The organism is Pseudoalteromonas sp. MSK9-3 (genome assembly GCF_003590335.1).
In the GTDB taxonomy this organism is placed as follows: domain Bacteria; phylum Pseudomonadota; class Gammaproteobacteria; order Enterobacterales; family Alteromonadaceae; genus Pseudoalteromonas.
This window is the reverse complement of sequence record NZ_MIET01000034.1, coordinates 151,017-172,811: the sequence shown is the minus strand read 5'-3', so window position 1 is coordinate 172,811 and position 21,795 is coordinate 151,017. Positions and strand designations below refer to the sequence as shown.

At 42.1% G+C, this 21,795-nt stretch carries 22 protein-coding genes; 16 read left to right on the top strand and 6 right to left on the bottom strand.

Features of this window, described 5'->3' with window-relative positions:
* Positions 1-216 precede the first annotated feature (216 nt).
* From BGP78_RS16110 to BGP78_RS16100, 3 genes are all read right to left on the bottom strand, one after another.
* Positions 217-699: an FKBP-type peptidyl-prolyl cis-trans isomerase gene (locus BGP78_RS16110; protein ID WP_119862335.1), complete on the bottom strand. Its 483-nt coding sequence runs from the start codon at positions 697-699 to the stop codon at positions 217-219.
* Positions 699-3,113: a Lon protease family protein gene (locus tag BGP78_RS16105; protein ID WP_119862334.1), complete on the bottom strand. Its 2,415-nt coding sequence runs from the start codon at positions 3,111-3,113 to the stop codon at positions 699-701. The genes BGP78_RS16110 and BGP78_RS16105 overlap by 1 nt, the downstream gene beginning before the upstream one ends.
* Positions 3,114-3,190: 77 nt before the next feature.
* On the bottom strand, positions 3,191-3,649 hold the full coding sequence (locus BGP78_RS16100; RefSeq protein WP_119862333.1) for a zinc ribbon-containing protein: 459 nt from the start codon (positions 3,647-3,649) through the stop codon (positions 3,191-3,193).
* Between the two features lie 174 nt (positions 3,650-3,823).
* On the opposite strand from BGP78_RS16100, the gene leuS reads away from it, so the two are divergent.
* The 14 genes from leuS to BGP78_RS16030 all read left to right on the top strand — a co-directional run bounded on the left by leuS (position 3,824) and on the right by BGP78_RS16030 (position 17,913).
* Positions 3,824-6,412 carry a leucine--tRNA ligase gene (leuS, locus tag BGP78_RS16095; protein WP_119862332.1) on the top strand — a complete coding sequence of 863 codons (2,589 nt, stop codon included), beginning with the start codon at positions 3,824-3,826 and terminating at the stop codon, positions 6,410-6,412.
* Between the two features lies 1 nt (position 6,413).
* Positions 6,414-6,911, top strand: coding sequence for an LPS assembly lipoprotein LptE (gene lptE / locus BGP78_RS16090; protein ID WP_119862331.1), 498 nt, complete (start codon positions 6,414-6,416; stop codon positions 6,909-6,911).
* Positions 6,911-7,951, top strand: a complete 1,041-nt coding sequence (holA, locus tag BGP78_RS16085) for a DNA polymerase III subunit delta (RefSeq protein WP_119862330.1) — start codon at positions 6,911-6,913, stop codon at positions 7,949-7,951. Before lptE ends, holA begins: the two co-directional genes overlap by 1 nt.
* A 2-nt stretch (positions 7,952-7,953) precedes the next feature.
* A complete protein-coding gene (gene nadD, locus BGP78_RS16080; RefSeq protein WP_119862329.1) occupies positions 7,954-8,583 on the top strand; it encodes a nicotinate-nucleotide adenylyltransferase in 630 nt (209 codons plus the stop codon).
* Between the two features lie 54 nt (positions 8,584-8,637).
* On the top strand, positions 8,638-8,955 hold the full coding sequence (gene rsfS / locus BGP78_RS16075; protein ID WP_010362332.1) for a ribosome silencing factor: 318 nt from the start codon (positions 8,638-8,640) through the stop codon (positions 8,953-8,955).
* A gap of 2 nt (positions 8,956-8,957) precedes the next feature.
* Positions 8,958-9,428, top strand: coding sequence for a 23S rRNA (pseudouridine(1915)-N(3))-methyltransferase RlmH (gene rlmH / locus BGP78_RS16070; protein ID WP_119862328.1), 471 nt, complete (start codon positions 8,958-8,960; stop codon positions 9,426-9,428).
* Positions 9,429-9,437: 9 nt separating this feature from the next.
* Positions 9,438-11,324, top strand: coding sequence for a penicillin-binding protein 2 (mrdA, locus tag BGP78_RS16065; RefSeq protein ID WP_119862327.1), 1,887 nt, complete (start codon positions 9,438-9,440; stop codon positions 11,322-11,324).
* A complete protein-coding gene (gene rodA, locus BGP78_RS16060) occupies positions 11,305-12,414 on the top strand; it encodes a rod shape-determining protein RodA (protein ID WP_119862326.1) in 1,110 nt (369 codons plus the stop codon). Before mrdA ends, rodA begins: the two co-directional genes overlap by 20 nt.
* On the top strand, positions 12,411-13,172 hold the full coding sequence (locus tag BGP78_RS16055; protein WP_119862325.1) for a septal ring lytic transglycosylase RlpA family protein: 762 nt from the start codon (positions 12,411-12,413) through the stop codon (positions 13,170-13,172). The genes rodA and BGP78_RS16055 overlap by 4 nt, the downstream gene beginning before the upstream one ends.
* Before the next feature lie 46 nt (positions 13,173-13,218).
* Positions 13,219-14,382, top strand: a complete 1,164-nt coding sequence (locus BGP78_RS16050; protein ID WP_119862324.1) for a serine hydrolase — start codon at positions 13,219-13,221, stop codon at positions 14,380-14,382.
* A 143-nt stretch (positions 14,383-14,525) separates the two neighbouring features.
* The gene (gene ybeD / locus BGP78_RS16045) at positions 14,526-14,804 is read left to right on the top strand and encodes a DUF493 family protein YbeD (protein ID WP_119862323.1); all 279 of its coding nucleotides are present in this window, start codon (positions 14,526-14,528) and stop codon (positions 14,802-14,804) included.
* A 14-nt stretch (positions 14,805-14,818) separates the two neighbouring features.
* The gene (gene lipB, locus BGP78_RS16040) at positions 14,819-15,472 is read left to right on the top strand and encodes a lipoyl(octanoyl) transferase LipB (protein WP_119862322.1); all 654 of its coding nucleotides are present in this window, start codon (positions 14,819-14,821) and stop codon (positions 15,470-15,472) included.
* Positions 15,469-16,434 (top strand): lipoyl synthase, encoded by a 966-nt coding sequence (gene lipA / locus BGP78_RS16035; RefSeq protein ID WP_119862321.1) that lies wholly within the window; start codon positions 15,469-15,471, stop codon positions 16,432-16,434. Before lipB ends, lipA begins: the two co-directional genes overlap by 4 nt.
* A gap of 273 nt (positions 16,435-16,707) precedes the next feature.
* Positions 16,708-17,913 carry an aromatic amino acid transport family protein gene (locus tag BGP78_RS16030; protein ID WP_119862320.1) on the top strand — a complete coding sequence of 402 codons (1,206 nt, stop codon included), beginning with the start codon at positions 16,708-16,710 and terminating at the stop codon, positions 17,911-17,913.
* Between the two features lie 33 nt (positions 17,914-17,946).
* Here BGP78_RS16030 and BGP78_RS16025 read toward each other — a convergent pair whose 3' ends face one another.
* The 3 genes from BGP78_RS16025 to pomA form a co-directional block, all read right to left on the bottom strand.
* Positions 17,947-18,459 (bottom strand): hypothetical protein, encoded by a 513-nt coding sequence (locus tag BGP78_RS16025; RefSeq protein ID WP_119862319.1) that lies wholly within the window; start codon positions 18,457-18,459, stop codon positions 17,947-17,949.
* Between the two features lie 156 nt (positions 18,460-18,615).
* Entirely contained in the window at positions 18,616-19,545 is a 930-nt protein-coding gene (locus BGP78_RS16020) for a flagellar motor protein MotB (RefSeq protein ID WP_010362344.1), read from the bottom strand.
* Positions 19,546-19,547: 2 nt separating this feature from the next.
* On the bottom strand, positions 19,548-20,315 hold the full coding sequence (pomA, locus tag BGP78_RS16015) for a flagellar motor protein PomA (protein WP_119862318.1): 768 nt from the start codon (positions 20,313-20,315) through the stop codon (positions 19,548-19,550).
* A gap of 301 nt (positions 20,316-20,616) precedes the next feature.
* Between pomA and BGP78_RS16010 the strand changes: the two genes are divergently transcribed.
* The gene (locus BGP78_RS16010; RefSeq protein ID WP_119862317.1) at positions 20,617-20,859 is read left to right on the top strand and encodes an exodeoxyribonuclease VII small subunit; all 243 of its coding nucleotides are present in this window, start codon (positions 20,617-20,619) and stop codon (positions 20,857-20,859) included.
* A 3-nt stretch (positions 20,860-20,862) separates the two neighbouring features.
* The gene (ispA, locus tag BGP78_RS16005; protein ID WP_119862316.1) at positions 20,863-21,750 is read left to right on the top strand and encodes a (2E,6E)-farnesyl diphosphate synthase; all 888 of its coding nucleotides are present in this window, start codon (positions 20,863-20,865) and stop codon (positions 21,748-21,750) included.
* Positions 21,751-21,795 lie beyond the last annotated feature (45 nt).

Here is a 21,795-nt window from a genome sequence, read left to right as displayed (position 1 = left end):
AGATGTCAGCATTGTGCGATAACTTACTGTAACAACATGTTAAAATGCTGAAATACAACTATGGAGTACAGAATAAGGCGCGTTAAATATTAGCCTCTTTAGAGACAGAGGCTAATTTAAAATTCGAATTACAGAAAGTTGGCATTTAAAACCAGAGTCAACAGTTCACCAAGACAGCCCGTATGACAGAAGCTGGGCTATACTTACCTATAGGCACTAAGACTCTACTCTTAATAGTTCAACCTCAAAGATCAATAACGAGCCGGGCTCAATTTTACCTGCGGCCTGATCCCCATAACCTAAATTCGGGTGAATAAAAAACCGGAACTTATCACCAGCTTTCATTAACTGAACCCCTTCAGTCCACCCTGAAATAACTTGATTCAAACCGAAACTAATCGGGCTATTACGCTCAACCGAGCTATCGAATACGCTACCGTCTAACATCGTGCCATGGTAATGTACATTTACTTTACTGGTTGCTGATGGGTGTACTTCTCCCTCACCTTCCACCAACACTTCATATTGTAATCCAGACGATGTTTCGTGAATGCCGGCCTTTTTCGCATTCTCAGCCAGAAACTCTTGCGCTTTTATGCGATTTAAACCAGCCACTTCTTTTTGCTGTTGCTTATTTTTATAAATAAACCCGCCAATGACGATTATAACGACCAATAATATAATTTGTGTTGTCGACATTATTGCGACTCCTTATCACTGTCTTCTTCTTTGTCTTCACCATTTACCACATCGGCAATATGCTGCAAACGCGCTAACGCCAGTGCATTGATACTTGATTCTGGATATTGACCCTGAATAAGCTCACCCGCTTCAACCCCCGTCAATAAATTCAATGCTTCATCCACCGTTTCCACGGCATAAATATGAAAACGACCGGCTTCACTGGCTATAATAATTTCATCATCTAGTACTAAGTTAACCAAATTAGAACGCGGAATAATGACCCCTTGCTCCCCAGTCAACCCACGCATCTTACATAATTTAAAGAACCCTTCAATCTTCTCGTTAACCCCCCCTACCGCTTGTACTTCGCCGTGCTGGTTAATAGAGCCCGTTAAGGCTAAAGATTGGTTAATCGGCAATTGCGTAATGGCAGAAATTAAACCACATAACTCAGCCAATGACGCACTATCACCATCGATATACCCGTAGCTTTGCTCAATCGCAATGTTGGCACTCAACGTTAAACTAAATTCCTGTGCGTACTTATTCCCCAAGTAACCAGTCAACAGCATCACCCCTTTCGAGTGTATGGCTTTACCGAGCTCAGCCTCACGCTCAACATCGATGACGCCATCAGCCCCGGCGTATACCGTTGCAGTAATGCGCGCAGGTGTTCCAAACGCCGTATCTCCAATATGGAGTACCGTTAAGCCATTTACCTTACCTACCGCGCTGCCTTGTGTTGCAATCAGCGTATGACCCTCTTTAATATCACTGAGCATATTTTCACTCAATTGACCGGTACGGTATTGCTTACCCACAATGGCTTCATCAATATGTTCTGCGGTGATCTCTGTTTCATTGTCTTGCTTGGTATAAAAGCTGGCTTCTGCAACTAACTCCAATACATCAGCAAAACGTGCCGATAGTTTAGTTTGGTGCTCAGCTTGGCGGTAACTAAATTTAAGCAACCGCGACAAGGCATCAGCTGTTAAAGTACACGACAAGGTTGTATCACAATACTCTTGTACTTTACTGATAAATTGATATTGCATCTTGTCTGAGCTTGGTAAGTAATAATCAAAATCTGCCAGCACTCTAAAGAGCTCAGCAAATTCCTCATCATATTCACCAATGGTGTAATACAGGTCTCGCGAACCCAGTAAAATAATTTTGACATCTAGTGGGATCAACTGAGGCCTAAGTGTAAAGCTACTGCCTACTGAATTGTCTTGATAAGGTAAATCATTTTTTATCTGGTGTGTTTTTAATGACAGCTTTAAACCATCCCACACCTGTGGGTTCGCCAATACTTTGTCAGCGTCCATGATAAGATAACCGCCATTGGCACGGTGCAATGCACCTGCTTGAATAGAACGGTAACTGGTAATTAAATTACCTTGTGATGCCGCATATTCTACTTTACCAAAAATATTACCAAACGTTGGGTTCGGTTCGTACACGACTGGCGCAGCGTCACCATCTTTATATTCAATTAAAATGTTCGGCGCAAAAAAGTCACTCAGCATCCCTTTTGAGTCAAAGTCATCTTTCCCTTCTTCGCTCGAGATATCATCATCAAGCCATTCTAAAACAGCATCAACAATTTCTATCCGTAAGTCTTTTAAATAACGAACCACGCCAATATGATTGGCATATTTGTGCTCTAGTGTTTTTATCAACGGCTTTGTGGCAATTTCAACCGTCGATTTCTTTAAGTTTCGCAGCTTTTCAGAAGACTCTCGCTTCCAACGTGGTAGCTCTATCAATGCTTCTATTAACGCATCCTCAAGCCCTTCAATGGCTTCAAAGAAATGGCTTTGCATTTTCTCATCTAACGCGGCGAATTCTGCATCATCTAGCTGTTTGCCATTAACGACTGGAGCGAAACCAACTTGATTATTTTCTTCCAGTAACGCCACACTTTTGTCAGCAGCTAATTGTTCAACCGCATTCAATGCCGCGTCATATTTATTATCAAAATGGCGATCTATAGATTTCTTTTTTCGCTGATACCCAGGGTTGTCAAATGCAGCGGGAAACGTATCAGCCACTTCATCTAAAAACTCATCAATATCATCGGCAAGCTCTTTACTTTGACCAGCTTGCATAAACATTGCGATAGGCTCTCGGTGGTCTTCATAGTTATTAACGTATAACCACTCTTTTGGCGTCTGACGTGTTTTACTATGCGCCTCTAACTTGTCTTTCACCATGGTGAAACGACCCAAAGCAGCTTCGCCCATGACAAACACGTTATAGCCTGGCAGCTCCATGCCCAAAGCGAAATCAAGCGCCGTTTGCGCACGTTTTTGTCCTATAAAGGAAAGCGACTCGGGATACGGGTTTTGAATACAAGTTTGCACGTGGCTTAATGACACCGTCGGTGCAAGCGCGTCTTGAGAAAGTGGGGCTAATTTTTTGGTCATTATTAACTTCTTATCATCAGCGTCAGTATAAAAACTACTGAGGTAGTGCAGCTAAACCATACAACCTAGTCTGCGCATTATGGAGACAATGCTTTTCTTATAAACTCAGTGTGTTCACATTCTGAACAAGGTGAAATTTCACTGGCATACAGCACGTCCAATTTATGATCGCAATTCTTACATACTAATTGTCCCATTGCTATCCATTCACCCGCCTTATAAACACCATCATGTTCAAAGTCTTGCAAAAGTGCCTGCCACTCTAATTGGGTGCGATCTTCTAGTTGCGATAATTCATACCAAATAGAGGCTTTCAATTCTTGCCATGCTAAGTCATTGTAATGGCGTTGATGAGTACTGAAATGTTCGAGATCACGGCGTAAATAATAATGATATTGCTGAATTTTTTCTTTTCCTGATCGCTGCAAAGCCTGTTGTTGCTCGACAAACTTTTCAATTAAGTCATCTAGCTCGTGATCTTTAACGTCTTTTAGCCACTCACTAAAGTGTGTTAACCATTGTTTATAACCAGACATTTTATACCCCACGTCAGTCTTCTTATTGTAACTATAGCTTACTCACGCCGTAACGCGGGGTTCACCCATACAATCGAAGCAACAAAATGGCTGCTAGATACTGTGAATCAGCCTTTATTTGGGGTATGCTAGCGAACAATTTTTTATTAATTTGCAAGAAGTCTGGAAACGTAGATGCAAGAGCAATATAACCCGCAAGACATTGAGTCAAAAGTCCAACAACACTGGGAAGAAAACAAGACATTTAAAGTTGTCGAAGACGAAAGCAAAGAGAAGTATTACTGCCTCTCAATGTTCCCATACCCAAGTGGTCGACTGCACATGGGTCATGTTCGTAACTACACCATTGGTGATGTTGTATCCCGCTTCCAACGTTTGCAAGGCAAAAACGTCATGCAGCCTATGGGTTGGGATGCCTTTGGCTTACCAGCAGAAAATGCCGCGATTAAAAACAACACAGCCCCCGCTAAATGGACCTATGAAAATATCGATTACATGCGTGACCAACTAAAGCAACTTGGCTTTGGTTACGATTGGGATCGTGAAATTGCGACATGTCACCCTGAGTACTACAAGTGGGAACAGTGGTTTTTCACTAAACTGTATGAAAAGGGCTTAGTATATAAAAAAATGTCAACCGTAAACTGGGATCCTGTTGACCAAACTGTGCTCGCAAATGAGCAAGTTATTGACGGAAAAGGCTGGCGCTCAGGTGCAGCGGTTGAGCAAAAAGAAATTCCACAGTGGTTCATTAAAATCACTGATTATGCGCAAGAATTGTTAGATGATTTAGACAAGCTAGACGACTGGCCTGAACAAGTTAAAACCATGCAACGCAATTGGATTGGTCGCTCTGAAGGGTTAGAAATTGACTTCAAGCGTGCAGATAATAGCGAAACGTTCACTGTTTATACAACGCGTCCTGATACCTTTATGGGTGTGACCTATGTGGGTGTTGCCGCAGGCCACCCAATAGCACAAGAAGCAGCTAAAAATAATGCCGCCATTGCCGCATTTGTAGAAGAGTGCAAAAACACCAAAGTTGCTGAAGCCGATATGGCAACTATGGACAAAAAAGGCATTGATACTGGCTTTACTGCAGTCCATCCATTAACTGGCAAAGAAGTACCAATCTGGGTTGCTAACTTCGTCTTGATGGATTACGGCTCAGGTGCAGTTATGGCAGTACCAGGGCACGACCAACGTGACTTTGAGTTTGCTACCGCATATGGGCTTGAAATAAAACAAGTGATTGCCCCTGAACAAGGTTCTGAATTAACAGCAGATATAAATAAAGAAGCCTTTACTGAAAAAGGTGTGTTGATCAATTCTGGGGAATTTGACGGCTTAGCATTTAAGGCCGCCTTTGATGCGATTGCGGATAAATTAGAAGCACAAGATGCAGGTAAGCGTAAAGTTAACTTCCGTTTACGTGATTGGGGTGTAAGCCGCCAACGTTATTGGGGGTCGCCAATCCCAATGCTAAGCGATGAGCAAGGCCAAGAGCTTGCGGCCAGCGAAGATATGCTGCCAGTGCGTTTACCAGAAGATGTCGTTATGAACGGCGTTACCTCTCCACTTAAAGCTGACCCTGAATGGGCTAAAACCGCAGTAAATGGCGTGCCAGCGCTTCATGAAACAGATACATTCGATACCTTTATGGAGTCATCTTGGTATTATGCCCGTTACTGTAGCCCACGCTACGACGAAGGCATGCTAGAGCCTGGTGCGGCAAATTATTGGTTGCCTGTTAATCAGTATATTGGCGGTATCGAACATGCCATTTTACACTTATTGTATTCTCGCTTTTTCCATAAACTATTACGTGATTTTGGACTAGTAAACTCAGATGAGCCATTTGAGCGCTTGCTGTGCCAAGGTATGGTATTAGCAGAAACCTTCTATCGTAAAGATGAAAAAGGCGGTGATATCTGGATCTCACCCACTGATGTAGAAACAGAAACAGACGACAAAGGCCGTGTTACAAAGGCTTGGCACAAAGATGACGGCCAGCCGGTATTTTCATCAGGCATGAGTAAAATGTCAAAGTCGAAGAATAATGGTATTGATCCACAAACTGTTATCAAACAGTACGGTGCTGATACAGTTCGCTTATTTATGATGTTTACCGCACCGCCAGAGCAAACGTTAGAATGGTCAGATTCAGGCGTTGAAGGCGCACATCGCTTCCTTAAACGTGTTTGGAAATATGCAGTGGACGTTAACGCGGCTGGTAAAGCTGAATTAGACACGAGTGCATTAAACAGCAATCAAAAAGTATTGCGTCGTGAAGTACACAAAGCTATCGCAAAAGTTACTGATGATTTGTCACGTCGTCAAACATTCAATACTGCCATTGCCGCAATCATGGAGCTATCGAATAAGTTGGCTAAAGCGCCTCTTAAAGATACGCAAGATATTGCCATTGCAAATGAAGCACTGCACGCCATCGTCATTATGCTTGCACCAATTGCACCACATATGTGTCATGAACTGTGGGCTGAACTTGGCTTTGAGTCAGATATTCTCGATGCTGCTTGGCCAAGTGTTGATGAGTCAGCATTAGTTGAAGATGAAAAGCTGATTATTGTACAAGTTAATGGCAAGCTGCGCGCCAAACTAACCGTTGCCGCAGATGCAACACAAGAGCAGGTTGAAGCAATCGCGTTTGCAGAAGAGAACGTCACCAAGTTCACTGATGACAAAACCATTCGCAAGGTAATTTATGTGCCTGGTAAGCTACTAAACGTGGTAGCAAACTAAGATGCGCTTTGCTCATTTTGTAAAACACGGAGCAGCGCTTGCGCTGTTCTGTGTTTTGTTATCAAGCTGTGGTTTTCATTTAAAAAAAGCCTCATATCTTCCTGATGACCTGCGTACTATCACTTTAACCGCTGATAATCCGCGCTCTGAGGTATATGAATTACTAAAAAGTGATTTAGAACGTGCGCAAGTTGCGTTACTCCCTACCGATAGCTCATCACAATATACAGCACTACACTTATACAAAGACACCTTGGAACGACAAACATTAAGCTTGTTTAAAAATGGTCAGGTGGCGCAATATGAATTAGCGTATGCGGTCACTTACCGAGTGAGTAGACCGGGTAAAGAACCAGTAGAACAAGGCTTTGAGCTTTACCGTAATTATCAAGATGATCCCGATAATGCACTCGCAAAAGCGAAAGAACTGGATATCATTTTGCGTGAGCTTCGCCAACTGGCCAGCAAACGTATTGTTAGAGAGCTATCACAACTATAATGCGCAGTTATGCAAATCAACTCGCCAGTCACTTAAATAAAGCATTACACCCTTTTTACATGGTGTTTGGTGAAGAGCCTTTTCAAGAGGCACAGTGTGTCTACGAAATAAAACAAGCAGCGAAAAAACAAGGCTTTGACGAAGTTGTTAAATTCAACTTATTACCAGGGTTTGATTGGCAAGAATTACTTGCACAATATAACAGCATGTCATTGTTTAGCGACCGCACCCTAATTGAGTTTGACTTAAACCAGCTCAAACCTGGTACCCCAGGCAGCCAGGCATTCAAATCTCTTGCTGAGTATCTTAACCCAGACGTCATCGTGATCATCAAAGGATGTAAAGCGGGCCAAGACATTCAACGAAGTGCCTGGTTTAAAGCATTAGATAAGCATGGGTTATTTGTCCCCTGCTATACACTCTCTGGTAATCATTTACACCGTTGGCTAGATACACAATGTAAACAACTCCAGCTTAATTTAGCGCATGAAGCAAAAACGAGCTTGCTCGAAGCCACCGAGGGCAATTTACTCGCTACGTATCAAGAACTCGAAAAGCTCTCTTTGTTGTATAAACATGAGCCTATTGGTCAAACACAAGTGCTCAGTGGCCTGCTCAATCAGGCGAAGTTTGATATCTTTGACTTAAATACGGCTTTATTACAAGGTAACTCGAATACCGCGATTAAAGTGCTGTTAAAGCTTGCAGATGACAATATTGAACCGATCAGCATAATTTGGACATTCAATAAAGAAGCACAAACCTTGCTTGCTATTAAGTTAGGCATGCAAGCTGGGCAAAATATGGCGCAGTTGTTCAAGCAAAATAACATTTGGAAAAATCAACAAGCCGCAACTCAACAAGCCCTTGAACGGTTGACAATTGAACGACTCCAACAAATCATTCATTTTTTAGCTGAATTTGATTCAGCCTATAAACGTTCAGCCATGGTTGCGCCTTATCAAGCACTTGCCCATATTGCTCTAGCATTTTGTATGCCGTTGAATATACCGCTACCTTATCAATATGAAGAAACATAACCATGATTGCTTTATTCGGTGGGACATTCGATCCTGTTCACAGCGGTCACCTGAATATGGCCCGAAACTGCGTTGCTCAATTGTCGTTGACGCAATTACATTTTTTACCATGTGCATTGCCAGTTCATAAAGCCGCACCGGGCATTACTGAGCAACACCGTTTAGCCATGCTCAGTCTTGCAATACAAAATAACCCACAGTTGTCTATAGATACTCGCGAATTAGAGCGTGAAGGCCCATCCTATTCTCTGCTTAGTATTCAAGAGTGTCGTGCTGAAAATCCAGATACTCCCTTGCTTTTTTTAATGGGTATGGACTCCTTTAACAGCTTGCCTAGCTGGTTTGAATGGCAAAAAATCACATCCTTATGCCACATTATTGTCTATCAAAGACCAGGGGAAGTTCGTTCAAGTAACGACGTACTTAGCACCTACCTGAGTAACTGCGAAATAACAGAACCGACCCTATTGCACAGTCGTCTAGGTGGATTATGCTATTTTTTAACAGGCGCAGTAGAAGATGTGTCATCAAGTGAAATTCGTGAACGCTTAAAACATCAACAACATACGGAACGTTTCTTAGAACCGAAAGTCAGAGAGTATATTCGTAAACATAACTTGTATGCTGATTAAGGTCTTTTGCTGTGCTAAAATCGCCGACTATTTTATAACTTAAGAGAAAATCAGTTGAATTCAGAGCAACTTTTAGACTTTGCATTAGACAAAGTTGATGATATGAAAGCCCGTGACGTTGTTAAATTAGACGTAAGAGATGTATCGACCGTCACAGATTACCTTGTTGTTTGTTCAGGTAATTCAAAACGTCATGTACAGTCAATCGCGGACAACGTTGCAAAAGCTGCACGCCATGCCGGTGAAGAGCCTCTTGGCCAAGAAGGGCAAGATGTAGGTGAATGGGTACTGGTTGATTTAGGTGACGTCGTTGTCCACGTGATGCAAGACCAAACTCGTAGCCTATATGATCTAGAGAAACTTTGGGGCTAACTTTGAAAATACAATTGGTTGCCGTTGGCACAAAGATGCCTGCATGGGTAGAAACAGGATTTAAAGAATATCAACGTCGCTTTCCAAAAGACATGGCGCTAGAGCTACTAGAGATCCCTGCTGGAAAACGCGGGAAAAATGCTGATATTAAAAGGATTTTGCAAGTCGAAGGAGAGAAAACCTTGGCTGCAATCCCAAAGGGCAACCGAATTGTAACACTAGAAGTAACCGGTAAAGCATGGGATACCCATGACTTAGCCGAGCATATGCAAAAATGGCAACTCGACGGCAGAGATGTAAGCCTGCTTATTGGTGGTCCTGAAGGATTAGCACCAAGCTGTATTGCTGCCTCAGAACAAAAATGGTCACTCTCTAATTTAACCCTTCCCCATCCGCTGGTTCGCATTATTGTGGCAGAAAGCTTGTATCGTGGTTGGAGCTTAAATACAAACCATCCTTACCACAGAGAGTAATTCACGCCTATGCTAAAAAAACGGCCAACCATACGCGACCATTCAGCTGAAGCAAACCTGTTTGCACGTCGAGCGTTTGTTGGCTTTATTTTTGTTGTGTTACTCATTGGTATGCTCATAATGAACGTATACCACTTACAAGTAAAAGAATACGACAAGTATCAAACTCGTTCTAATGACAACCGTATAAAACTCATTCCTGTCGCCCCTAACCGCGGCCTTATTTACGACAGAAATGGCGTACTTCTAGCGGAAAACCGCCCGGTTTATAATTTGGAAGTGGTACCAGAAGACGTTGATGATTTAGAGCAAAACTTAGCAGATGTATCACAGCTGCTTAATATTAGTGATATACAACAAAGTGAATTTTTAAAAAATATTCGTAAACAACGCCGTTTCAAAAGCCAAGTGCTTAAAGCCCGGCTTAATGAACAAGAAGTGGCTATTTTCTCCGTTAACCAGCATAAGTTTCCTGGTTTTAGTATTGAAGCACGACTCGCTCGACACTACCCTTTTGGCGATACACTCACCCATGCACTGGGCTATGTTGCCAGATTGAACAAAAAAGAGTTAAGTGAGCTAGAGTCGGCAAATTTAGCCACAAATTACCGAGCTACACACGACTATGGCAAGTTGGGAATAGAAAAGTTTTACGAGCGACTCTTACATGGCACCGTTGGATCTCAGCGCGTTGAAGTAAATAACCGCGGCCGTATTATTCGTACGCTCAATACCGTTACCCCAACTCCAGGTGAAGATTTAGTACTAACATTAGATGTTGGTCTGCAACAAATCGCACAACACGCACTCAAAGACGCCCGAGGCGCTATTGTCGTTATGGACCCAAAAGATGGCGGTATCCTCGCTCTGTATTCAAACCCGAGTTACGACCCTAACCTGTTCGTACATGGGATCAGTGGTAAAAACTATAGAAAGCTGCTCAACCCAGACCGGCCTCTTATTAACCGCGCAACCCAAGGGAGCTATGCGCCAGCCTCGACCGTCAAACCTCACCTCGCGATTCTTGGTTTAGAAGAAGGGATTGTTACCGAACAAACAAAAGTCTGGGACCCTGGTTTTTTTCAAATCCCAAATGTAAAACATAAATGGCGGGACTGGAAACGTTGGGGCCATGGGCATGTTGATGTATACCAAGCCATCGAAGAGTCATGCGATACCTACTATTATCGCATCGCATATCGAGCTGGGATCACTAAAATCAGTAACTTCATGGCGCAATTTGGTTTTGGTGATCTATCGGGTATTGATATTCATGAAGAAACAAGCGCGATTATGCCCACTGTGGAATGGAAAAAAGAACGCTTTAAAGAAAACTGGTGGCCTGGAGACACAATTTCTGTCGGTATTGGCCAAGGTTACTGGACTGCAACGCCAATTCAAATCGCCAATGCGGTCACGATTTTAGTCAATAAAGGTGTACATCGTCAGCCTCACCTTGTGCAAGTGACAAAGCAAGATAACGACATTAATCAGCTATTCACAGAAGAAAAAAAGCCGGTAGAACTCAAAAACCCAGATCATTGGCGCATTGCCTTAAAGGCTATGCATAACACGGTTGCAAAAACCACAGGGACTGCACATAAAGCCTTTAAGGGTGTTGATTATGACCCAGCAGGTAAAACAGGTACCGCACAAGTAGTCAGTATTGCTCAAGGCGAAAAATATGATGCGTCCAAACTCAATGAGCGTCATCGGGATAACGCGATATATACTGGCTTTGCGCCTTATGATGATCCTCGTATTGTTGTTGCCGTTGTAGTCGAAAACCAAGGTGCGGGCAGTTCTGTTGCAGCGCCTGTGGCACGCCAATTAATGGATTATTATTTCTCCGCCTACCCTTTGGATAAAACAGTTAATGACATCTCTGAACTATAAACGTACATTTTGGCAAAAAGTACATCTAGATTGGCCATTGCTATTGGCTTTAATCATTATGATGCTGGGTAGCTTAACTGTGGTTTATAGTGCCAGTGGTCAAAACTTGGGGATGATGACTCGTCATGCTACACGTATGGCGGGCGCAGTGATCGCGCTGTTATTCATGGCACAGCTTTCCCCTATCACCTTAAAAAGAATTGTGATCCCCCTTTATTTACTGGGCCTTGGGATGCTGATTGCTGTGCTGTTTGTAGGCGTAAGTAGTAAAGGTGCACAACGCTGGCTTGATTTAGGCGTGACACGCTTTCAACCTTCAGAAATCATGAAAATAGCGGTCCCCATGATGGTTGCCTGGTATATCGGTCAACATCGCCTTCCGCCTTCAATTTGGAATATCTTAATTGGCTTTGCCATTGTGCTGGTGCCAACCATTTTAATCAAAGAACAGCCCGACTTAGGGACTTCAATTCTGATCGCCAGCTCAGGAATATTTGTGTTGTTTTTATCAGGGCTAAGTTGGCGGTTGATCTCAGTCTCAGCCTTACTAATGGGCCCCGCAGGTTTTGCATTTTGGCATTACGGAATGCATGCCTATCAAAAGCAACGCGTTTTAACGCTATTCAACCCAGAAAGCGACCCTTTAGGAGCTGGATACCATATAATTCAATCTAAAATAGCCATTGGTTCGGGCGGTATTGAGGGTAAAGGTTGGCTGCAAGGAACTCAATCTCAATTAGAGTTTTTGCCAGAACGACACACTGATTTTATTTTTTCGGTATTAAGTGAAGAGTTTGGTTTACTCGGCGTGATCCTACTGCTCAGTGTTTACCTGTTTATTATTGGTCGCGGTCTTTATATTGCAGTCAATGCGCAAGATGCATTTAGTAAGTTGTTGGCAGGGGCTCTCACGATGACATTTTTTGTGTATATCTTTGTCAATATAGGTATGGTTTCTGGATTACTGCCCGTTGTGGGCGTTCCTTTACCACTCATTAGCTATGGCGGTACATCCATGGTCACCTTACTGGCCGGTTTTGGTGTTATTATGGCGATAGCCACAGATAAGAGAATGCTACTTAAATCATGATTAAATCGAGTAAAATATTAGCAATATTATGTCTATTAACATTGCTAAGTGCCTGTAGCAGCCGCTATCACATTAAACAAGACAAAGCGCCTTTACGCGCACCTACGGCGCTTGAAATGCAAGATGCACTGATCACAAATGAAGCCAAAAGCGTCAGTACAGGTAGGCCTTACACAATTAGAGGTAAGCGTTACAGTCCAATGTCAGATGAACATGGCTATAACGAAACAGGCGTCGCTTCATGGTATGGTCGAAAGTTTCATGGTTACCACACATCCAACGGTGAAATATTCAACATGTTTGATATGAGCGCCGCGCATAAAACGCTTCCATTACCCAGTTTTGTAAAAGTCACCAATATTGAAAATGGCAAAACAGCGATTGTCAGAGTGAACGACAGAGGGCCTTTTCACGACGATCGGCTCATAGACTTATCTTACGCTGCGGCCTATAAATTGGGATATCATTTAAATGGTACAGCGAAAGTTAAGGTAGAAGCGATTACCATTGACAGAAGTGCGCCAAGATTGACTTATATTCAAGTGGCCGCAGGAGGAAACTTAGAGAGCCTTCAAGCACTGTCACAGACACTGCAACAACAATTTCAATTACAGTCACCAATTCATAATGAAAAAGGGCTGTACAAACTGCGGTTAGGGCCTATTCTTGATGACAAAACAGCCCAAAATATACTTGATAAGCTACGCAAAGGTAAATATAAACATGCCTTCTTGCTTTATAGTGAACATCAACTTTAAAATATACCGTTAACGCTGATTAAATTTAAATAAAACTGCGAGCATAATGACTTTATTAAAACCAAAACTTATTACTAAATTGTGTGGCCTTGTGTGCTCTGTATCCTTATTTGCAGCGAACGCACAAATTATTCCTTCAGTGCCTCAGATTAATGCCAAAGGCTACTTCTTAGTCGACTTTACAACAGGTAAGATTATTGCCTCTGGAGAGGCTGACACTAAGCTTGCTCCCGCCAGCTTAACAAAGATGATGACCAGCTATGTTATCGGCACTGAAATTGTGTCTGGCAACATTGCACCAACGGATATGGTGACCATTAGCGAAAAGGCGTGGGCGAAAAACTTCCCAGAATCATCAAAGATGTTCATTGAAGTTGGAAAAAAGGTCAGCGTTGACGATCTAAACAGAGGGATCATTATCCAATCTGGAAATGATGCCTGTGTTGCAATGGCAGAACATATCGCAGGCAGTGAAGATGCTTTCGCTGACTTGATGAATGCGCACTCTGAAAAACTAGGTATGACCAACACCCATTTTATTAATAGCCATGGGTTAGATACTGATCAGCATTATACAACGCCGCGTGATATGGCAACATTGGGCGTTGCGCTTATTCGTGATGTGCCAGAAGAATATGCACTTTATAAAGAAAAGTCATTTACCTTCAACGACATCAAGCAATATAACCGTAACTCACTCCTCTGGGATGCGAGCTTAAATGTGGACGGCATCAAAACAGGGCATACCTCAGAAGCAGGCTATAGCCTAGTCACCTCAGCTACCAAAGATGATATGCGCTTGGTATCTGTTGTAATGGGCACGACCAGTGAACGTGCGCGTATGGTAGAAAGCCGCAAGCTACTTAACTACGGTTTTAGATTCTTTGAAACAATCACCCCTTATAAAGCTGGTGACAGTTTTGCAGAACAGCGTATTTGGATGGGTAATAAAGAAACTGTCTCGCTAGGTATTTTGGAAGATACCCCTATAACAATCCCGCGTGGCCAGCGTAAAAACTTACAGGCTAATTTTGAGTTAGATAAAACATTAGAAGCACCGCTGGCTAAAGGCTCAAAAGTGGGCACACTCTTTTTACAGCTTGATGGCGAAGAAATCGCTAAATATCCGTTAGTTACATTGGAAGAGATTGAAGAAGGGAGCTTCTTCAGCAAAGTATACGACTACTTACGTTTACAGATCATGCAATAGTTAACAAAGCATTCGTACAACGCCCCTCTTTTGGGGCGTTTTTTTTTATTGCAAAAATGATAGAATGCCCGACATTATTGAGTATGATGCGTCAAAAGCGATTCAATCTACTCACATTTACATAAAGTAGTGAGGATACCGTCGTGGTAAAACCTGTAAAGAATACTAAGTTTGATGAATTTTTAGAATTCCCATGCCCATTTACATTTAAAATCATGGGCCTTGCAAACGTTAGTTTAACCGATCAAGTAATTGCTAAATTACAAGCCATTGTGCCCGGCGATTATTCTCCTAAAGTTAAGCCTAGCAGCAAAGGAACATACGAGTCTATTACCGTAGTTGCAACTGTGGGCTCAAAAGAAGATATTGAACAAATTTATACTGAGGTTGGCGGCCTAGACGACGTGCGTTACGTACTATAGTAATAGAGAGCCTTATGAAGCAAAAATCAGTGATAGTACGTCAACTTGGTCGACGCAGTTATGAACCAATTTGGCATAAAATGCAGTCTTTTACTGATACTCGGGATGAACATAGCCTCGATGAAATTTGGCTCGTAGAGCACGACCCGATTTTCACACAAGGCCAAGCAGGTAAAGCTGAGCACCTCCTTGCCCCTGGTAGTATACCGGTGTTAAAGGTCGATAGAGGCGGTCAAGTAACTTATCATGGCCCAGGCCAACAAATGATGTACGTTCTGTTCAACTTACGTCGATTAAATATCGGCGTGAGAGAACTGGTTACTTGGTTAGAAGAATGCATTATCGATTATTTGGCAGAGCTTAATATTCAAGCCTATGCCAAAGCCGATGCACCAGGTGTTTATGTCAATGACAGCAAAATAGCATCTTTGGGGTTGAGGGTACGTCGAGGGTGTTCGTTCCACGGATTAGCATTAAATGTCAATATGGACATGGACCCGTTCTTACGAATTAACCCCTGTGGCTATGCAGGGATGAATATGGTCCAGACAAGTGATTTAAATGGCCTATCTAATATGAAAGATGTTGGAGATGGGTTGATAAAGCACATGTTACTACGCTTACAAGTAGAGCATGTTGAGCAAATTGAAGGGTTTGAAAACGAATGAGTAAACCAGTAAAAATGGAGCCAGGGGTAAAGCTTCGTGACGCCGAAAAAATGGCACTTATCCCAGTAAAAGTTTTACCGACTGAACGGGAAGAAATGCTTCGTAAGCCAGAATGGTTAAAAATCCGCTTACCTAAATCTAGTGAGCGTATTGATGGCATTAAACAAGCAATGCGTAAACATGGCTTACATTCAGTTTGTGAAGAAGCTTCATGCCCTAACCTATCTGAATGCTTCAACCATGGTACTGCTACCTTTATGATTCTAGGGGCAATTTGTACTCGTCGCTGTCCGTTCTGTGACGTAGCGCATGGTCGACCACTAAAACCTGATGCTGCCGAGCCAGAAAAGTTAGCACTCACTATCAAAGATATGAAGCTAAGCTATGTGGTGATCACATCGGTCGACCGTGATGACCTCAGAGATGGCGGCGCACAACACTTTGCTGATTGCATCAAAGCAATCCGTAAGCATAGCCCTAAGATAACCATAGAAATACTGGTTCCTGACTTCAGAGGCCGTATGGATAAGGCGTTGGAAATTCTTTCTGAAACGCCACCAGACGTATTCAATCATAATTTAGAAACGGCACCTCGTTTATATAAATTAGCACGCCCAGGGGCTGACTATAAATGGTCTCTTGAACTGCTTCGTCGTTTCAAAGAAGCGCACCCTGAAGTTAAAACTAAATCAGGGTTAATGGTTGGCTTGGGCGAAGAAATCTCTGAAATAGAAGAAGTATTGCGTGATCTCAGAGAACACAACGTTGACATGCTGACTGTTGGTCAATACCTACAACCTTCAAAACACCACTTACCTGTCAAACGCTATGTACCACCTGTTGAGTTTGATGCACTTAAAGATTACGCTGATGAAATTGGCTTTGTACATGCAGCGTCTGGGCCTTTTGTACGCTCAAGTTACCATGCAGATCAACAAGCCGCAGGTAAAGAAGTGAAATAAAAAGACGAACTATACTCGTCAAAAAAATAAAACGCAGCACGCCAATTGTTGCGTTTTTTATTTGCTCTCTCCCCGATAAACCCCCATTCAAAAGTCGAGTACTTGTCAGCTAACTCTAAGACTTAAAAGTCCTTTTTACTTTTAAAGGTATCAAACATTACATAGAGATAAAAATTTAATTACAATCATTAACATAGATTTATAGCAAAACTATTTCCTTTTTATTGCAGCCGTTATATCTTCCTGTGTCTCTCAAAAATAAAAGGGCAATGTGTGCTTAAAAATAAAACTATCGGGAGTATGCTGATCGTCGCAGGTACTACCATTGGTGCGGGAATGCTTGCATTACCTATCGCTTCCGCAGGGCTCGGATTCAGTACTGCGCTGGTGCTATTAATCCTCACCTGGGTGTTAATGACCTATACAGCACTACTGATGTTAGAGTTACATCAATATGCCAGCGTAGACTCCACCTTAAATACCTTAGCAAAATCAATTTTAGGGAAAAGGGGCCAGTATATTGCTAATTTCTCTATGGTATTCTTATTTTATGCCTTGTGTGCAGCTTATATAGCCGGTGGTGGAGCACAATTGCAAACTAAGCTCAGTAGCCTACTTAATATTGACGTTGCTCCGCAAGCTGGTTCAATTTTACTCGCAGTGGTTATTGCAACCATTGTCACGGCAGGTACTAGCACCGTAGATAAACTAAACCGTGTCCTATTCAGCATTAAAATAATTGTACTTACGAGCCTCTTCTTTGTATTAACACCATACGTGCAAGGTACTCACTTACTGGATATGCCTATTGAGCAAGGCTTAATAATTAGTGCAATACCTGTTATTTTCACCTCTTTCGGTTTCCATGGATCAATTCCTTCCATCGTAAAATATGTAGGCCTAGATATTAAATCACTACGCCGAGTCATGATGTTTGGGGCCTCACTGCCGCTCGTTATTTATATTGGCTGGCAAATTTTAAGCCAAGGCGTAATGAGTCAAGAAAGTTTACTCAGCAGTAACGGCTTACAAGGATTTGTTCAGAGTATCGCAAGCATTGCTCATAACCCGAATGTGTCTACTTTTGTCACCCTTTTTGCAGACCTAGCCTTAGCAACCTCCTTCTTGGGTGTGAGTCTAGGTTTATTTGATTTTTTCGCTGATGCTTTCAAACAAGGTGATAATAAAAAGGGCCGGATCACCACGACACTTATCACTTTCTTACCGCCTTTGGGGTTTGCACTCTTTTACCCACAAGGGTTCATAATGGCGTTAGGTTATGCAGCTATTGCTTTGGTTGTGTTAGCTATATTTTTGCCCGTCATGATGGTATGGAGTCAACGTAAGGATAGTGTAAAAAGGAGTGGCTATCAGGTTAGAGGTGGGAGTTTAGGCCTTATAATAGCAGCGTTAAGTGGAGTAACGATTATCATAGCGCAAACTCTACAGATGTTTGATGTTATTCCTTCACTTGGGTAAGATTTAATAAACAAAATAGCCATCGTAAGATGGCTATTGGCTTAAAGAATGCTTTTTAACCTGAGTGTTTTTCTTAAACAACATCACCAAAGGTGCAAAACATAATAATACAATCGTAATATTTACCAGTGGTAAGATCGTCCTATATAAATACTCGGAATAAGTTAAATCTAACAAGTGCCGATCAATCAATCGAAATAACTGCAGTAGCGGAGCTGGCAATATCACTAACTGCGCAATAACACTTTGCCAAATATACACCTTATCCTTTATCGCCCAATAAGCTAAAATAGCCATAAATAAGATGTCGTTTAATGTCCACACGATATACCGGAATATATACTTTTTATCGTCTATCTCAATAATCAGATCAAATAAACAGTAACCTACTACATAGAATACAGCACATAATCCAGCATATCGTAATGCTTGCATATCTTTCAGAATGATAAAAACAGCGACAGCAATGAATGTGATCACTGTTGCATGATCTCTAATCATCCATAAAATAGCGTCTATATTCTCTGGAAACCACCCTTCAGCCATAGCGTTTAAAATCTACTACTTTTGTGGTTTAGGGTCTGAACCATCACCATTACCACCTGGGATATATGAATATTTACTTTTAATTGACATAGAGTTCTCCTTGTTTAAATTAAGCTTTGTAAAGTAGCCCAAATCGATTTGACAATCAAGCTTTGCTTAATTTTCCCTAACTTCAATAGGTTCTGACTCTTTAGCCTTCCCTTGTAGGATAGATATTTCGACTCTTCTGTTACGCCGTCTATCTGTATTATTCTCATTGGGTACCAATGGTCGGGTATCAGCATGACCGACGACGACAAGCCGATTTTTATCAAACCCTCTGGTAGTCACCATCTCACTGGCAACAGCGACAGCCCTCGTTGCCGACAAGTCCCAATTATTGCTGTAAAGCTCATTGGTTACTTGAAAATCATCGGTGTGACCAGAAACTGTAATTTCACCTGGTACATCTTTTAGCAATTCAGCGATATCTTGAATAACAGGCTTAAATTTAGGCTGTAAAAATGCACTTCCAGAAGGGAATGAACCATTTTCTTGAATACGGATAATAATTTGCTGCCCGAGTGACTCAAGCTCAATTGCACCATCCATGATTTGCTTTTCTAATTGTTGGGCAATCTTTTTAACCAGCTCATTCACTTGCTCTTGCTCGGCAGCAGATACCGCCTGTTGCATAGATTGCTCTTGAGAGGTACTTTGCGACTCCCCCCCTCGTTTATTGCCCCTTTGTTCTTGTCGCCCCCCAGCAGAGCTTTCATCACCCGCTTGAAATTCCAACATTTGCTGCGTCATTTCTACGGTTTGCTGCTGTATTGTTTCAATAGGGGTAGGCTCAGGCTTTCCAGGTGTAAATTCCATTGCAATTACACTGGTTCCTTTGGGGATATCTTTTACTTCAATTTTATTTTGTACACCAAATGCAAACTTCATAGAGCCTGCAATTTGCTTAAACTTGAGTACGTCCATTTCAGAGAAGGCCAATAGCAGAACGAAAAAGCACATAAGTAGCGACATTAAATCAGCAAACGTCCCCATCCAAGCTGGCAGCCCTGGAGGTGGGCATTTACACTCCTGCTCATCAGACATGCTTATTCCTCTTTATCGCTACCACGTTTCGACTCTGCTAAGTAGTTTTTCAAAATGCCTTCGATGACTTTCGGGTTTTGTCCATCTTGGATCCCTAAAATGGCATCAAGTATTAAACGCTGGTTTTGTTCTTCTTCGTCTTTTCGTAACTCTAGCTTCACTTGAATTGGAATCGCGACAACGTTCGCTAAGAAAGCGCCATAAAGCGTTGTCAACAAAGCCACTGCCATCGCAGGGCCGATAGCTTTTGGGTCATCCATATTTGATAACATCGCAACTAAGCCGATCAAAGTACCAATCATACCCATCGCAGGCGCGATATCTGCTAATGACTTAAATAACGACGCACCTTGTTCATGGCGGGATGTTGTTAAAGAAATGTCCTTTTGCAGGGTGGCCCGAACTACATCAGCATCATGGCCATCTACTAACATATCAACCCCCTTACGCATAAACGCGTTAGGTATTTCAGCCTCCTCAAGCGCCAAAAACCCGCCTTTACGCGCAGAGTCTGCCAACTCAACCGCTTTTTCAATGAGCTCTTCTGGAGACTCTATTTTGAACATAAAAGCTTTACCCAGAACCTTACCGATGCCAAAAAATTGCGGCATGGTAAAATTAGATAAAACAATGAAAAGTGAGCCACCGAATACAATAACCGCTGAAGCGGAATCAGCAAACATAGCGACTTCGCCGTCACTACTCATAAACATAGACATGGCAATCAAGCCAATGGCGCCCAATATACCTATTACGGTTGCTAAATCCACATACCCTCCAGAGAGTGTTATATACTATTTTTCTAATTTTTACTCTAACGCATTTAATTGTAGCGCTTCGTTACTGTGTCCTACAGTAAAAATATAAACATAGTCCTTTCTCAACTACGTATCGGCAAGCAATGCTATTTCTTAACTCAATTATATTAAAAAGCCAAAAAATTGCGAGTATAGCTATTCAGTTGATATCTAACAGTTTAGCGTAAAAAAGTTCGCTTATCTTTGACCTAGTACGTTATTGCCCCTAAAATTGAGCTCTTTTATTTAATTTGCCCAATAAAGAGACGTCCTCATGGCAGTAAAAAAACCAGAAAACCTCAGCTTCGAAGAAGCCATCAATGAGCTCGAAGGTATTGTTAGTGCGATGGAGCACGGCGAACTCACGCTAGAGCAATCTCTTAAACAGTTTGAGCGAGGGATCCAACTGGCAAATGCATCGAATCAAAAACTCCAAAATGCTGAGCAGAAAGTCGCGATCCTTATGGGCAATGATGAAAATAGCACAACAGCACCATTTACTGAAAGTTCGGAATAAGTCGTGACGCTAAAAGTAGAAATAAATAACGCTCAAAACCGTATAGCGCATTTTATGACGCAGTATTTTGAGCAAGACTTAATCACCGATGAAACCGTCAAAGCGGCGACCTTTTACAGTATCAATAATGGTGGTAAACGACTCAGGCCATTTTTGGTTTATGCAACCGGTGAAATGCTGGGCGCAAAAAACAGTGACCTCGATGTTGTCGCAGCCGCTATCGAGTGTATTCATAGCTACTCTTTAGTGCATGACGACTTACCCGCAATGGATGATGATGATTTGCGCCGAGGCAAGCCAACTTGCCATATTCAATTTGACGAAGCTCAGGCTATTTTAGCTGGTGATGCATTGCAAAGTTTAGCTTTTGAACTCATTTCTAGTCACCACTTTGCAGTGTCTGAATCACGGCAAATTAGTATGATCAGAGCGCTATCAAAAGCTGCGGGATTACAAGGTATGGTCGGCGGTCAAGCTCTGGATATTGCCGGTACAAATCAAGATATTAGCTTGGAAGACTTAGAGCAGATCCACAGATTGAAAACCGGCGCTTTATTAATATGCGCGATTGAGCTCGGTGCTTTATGTGCACCAGAGCTAAAAAGTTCCGATTTAGAAAGTCTACATCTATATGGGCAAAGTATCGGTCTGGCATTTCAGGTACAAGATGACATACTCGATATCGAAGGTGATACCCAGATACTTGGGAAACCACAAGGCTCAGATATCAGTAATAATAAATCGACATATCCGGCCATACTTGGCCTTAAAGGGGCAAAGCAAAAAGCCCAAGATTTAACTGAACAGGCGATAGAGCAACTCAGCAACGTCAACGCGAATACCGATATGCTTGCAAAATTAGCAAAATACATCGTTGAACGTGACCATTAACCGTTATTAATGACGTATTAATGACTAAGTTGCATAAATAGATAA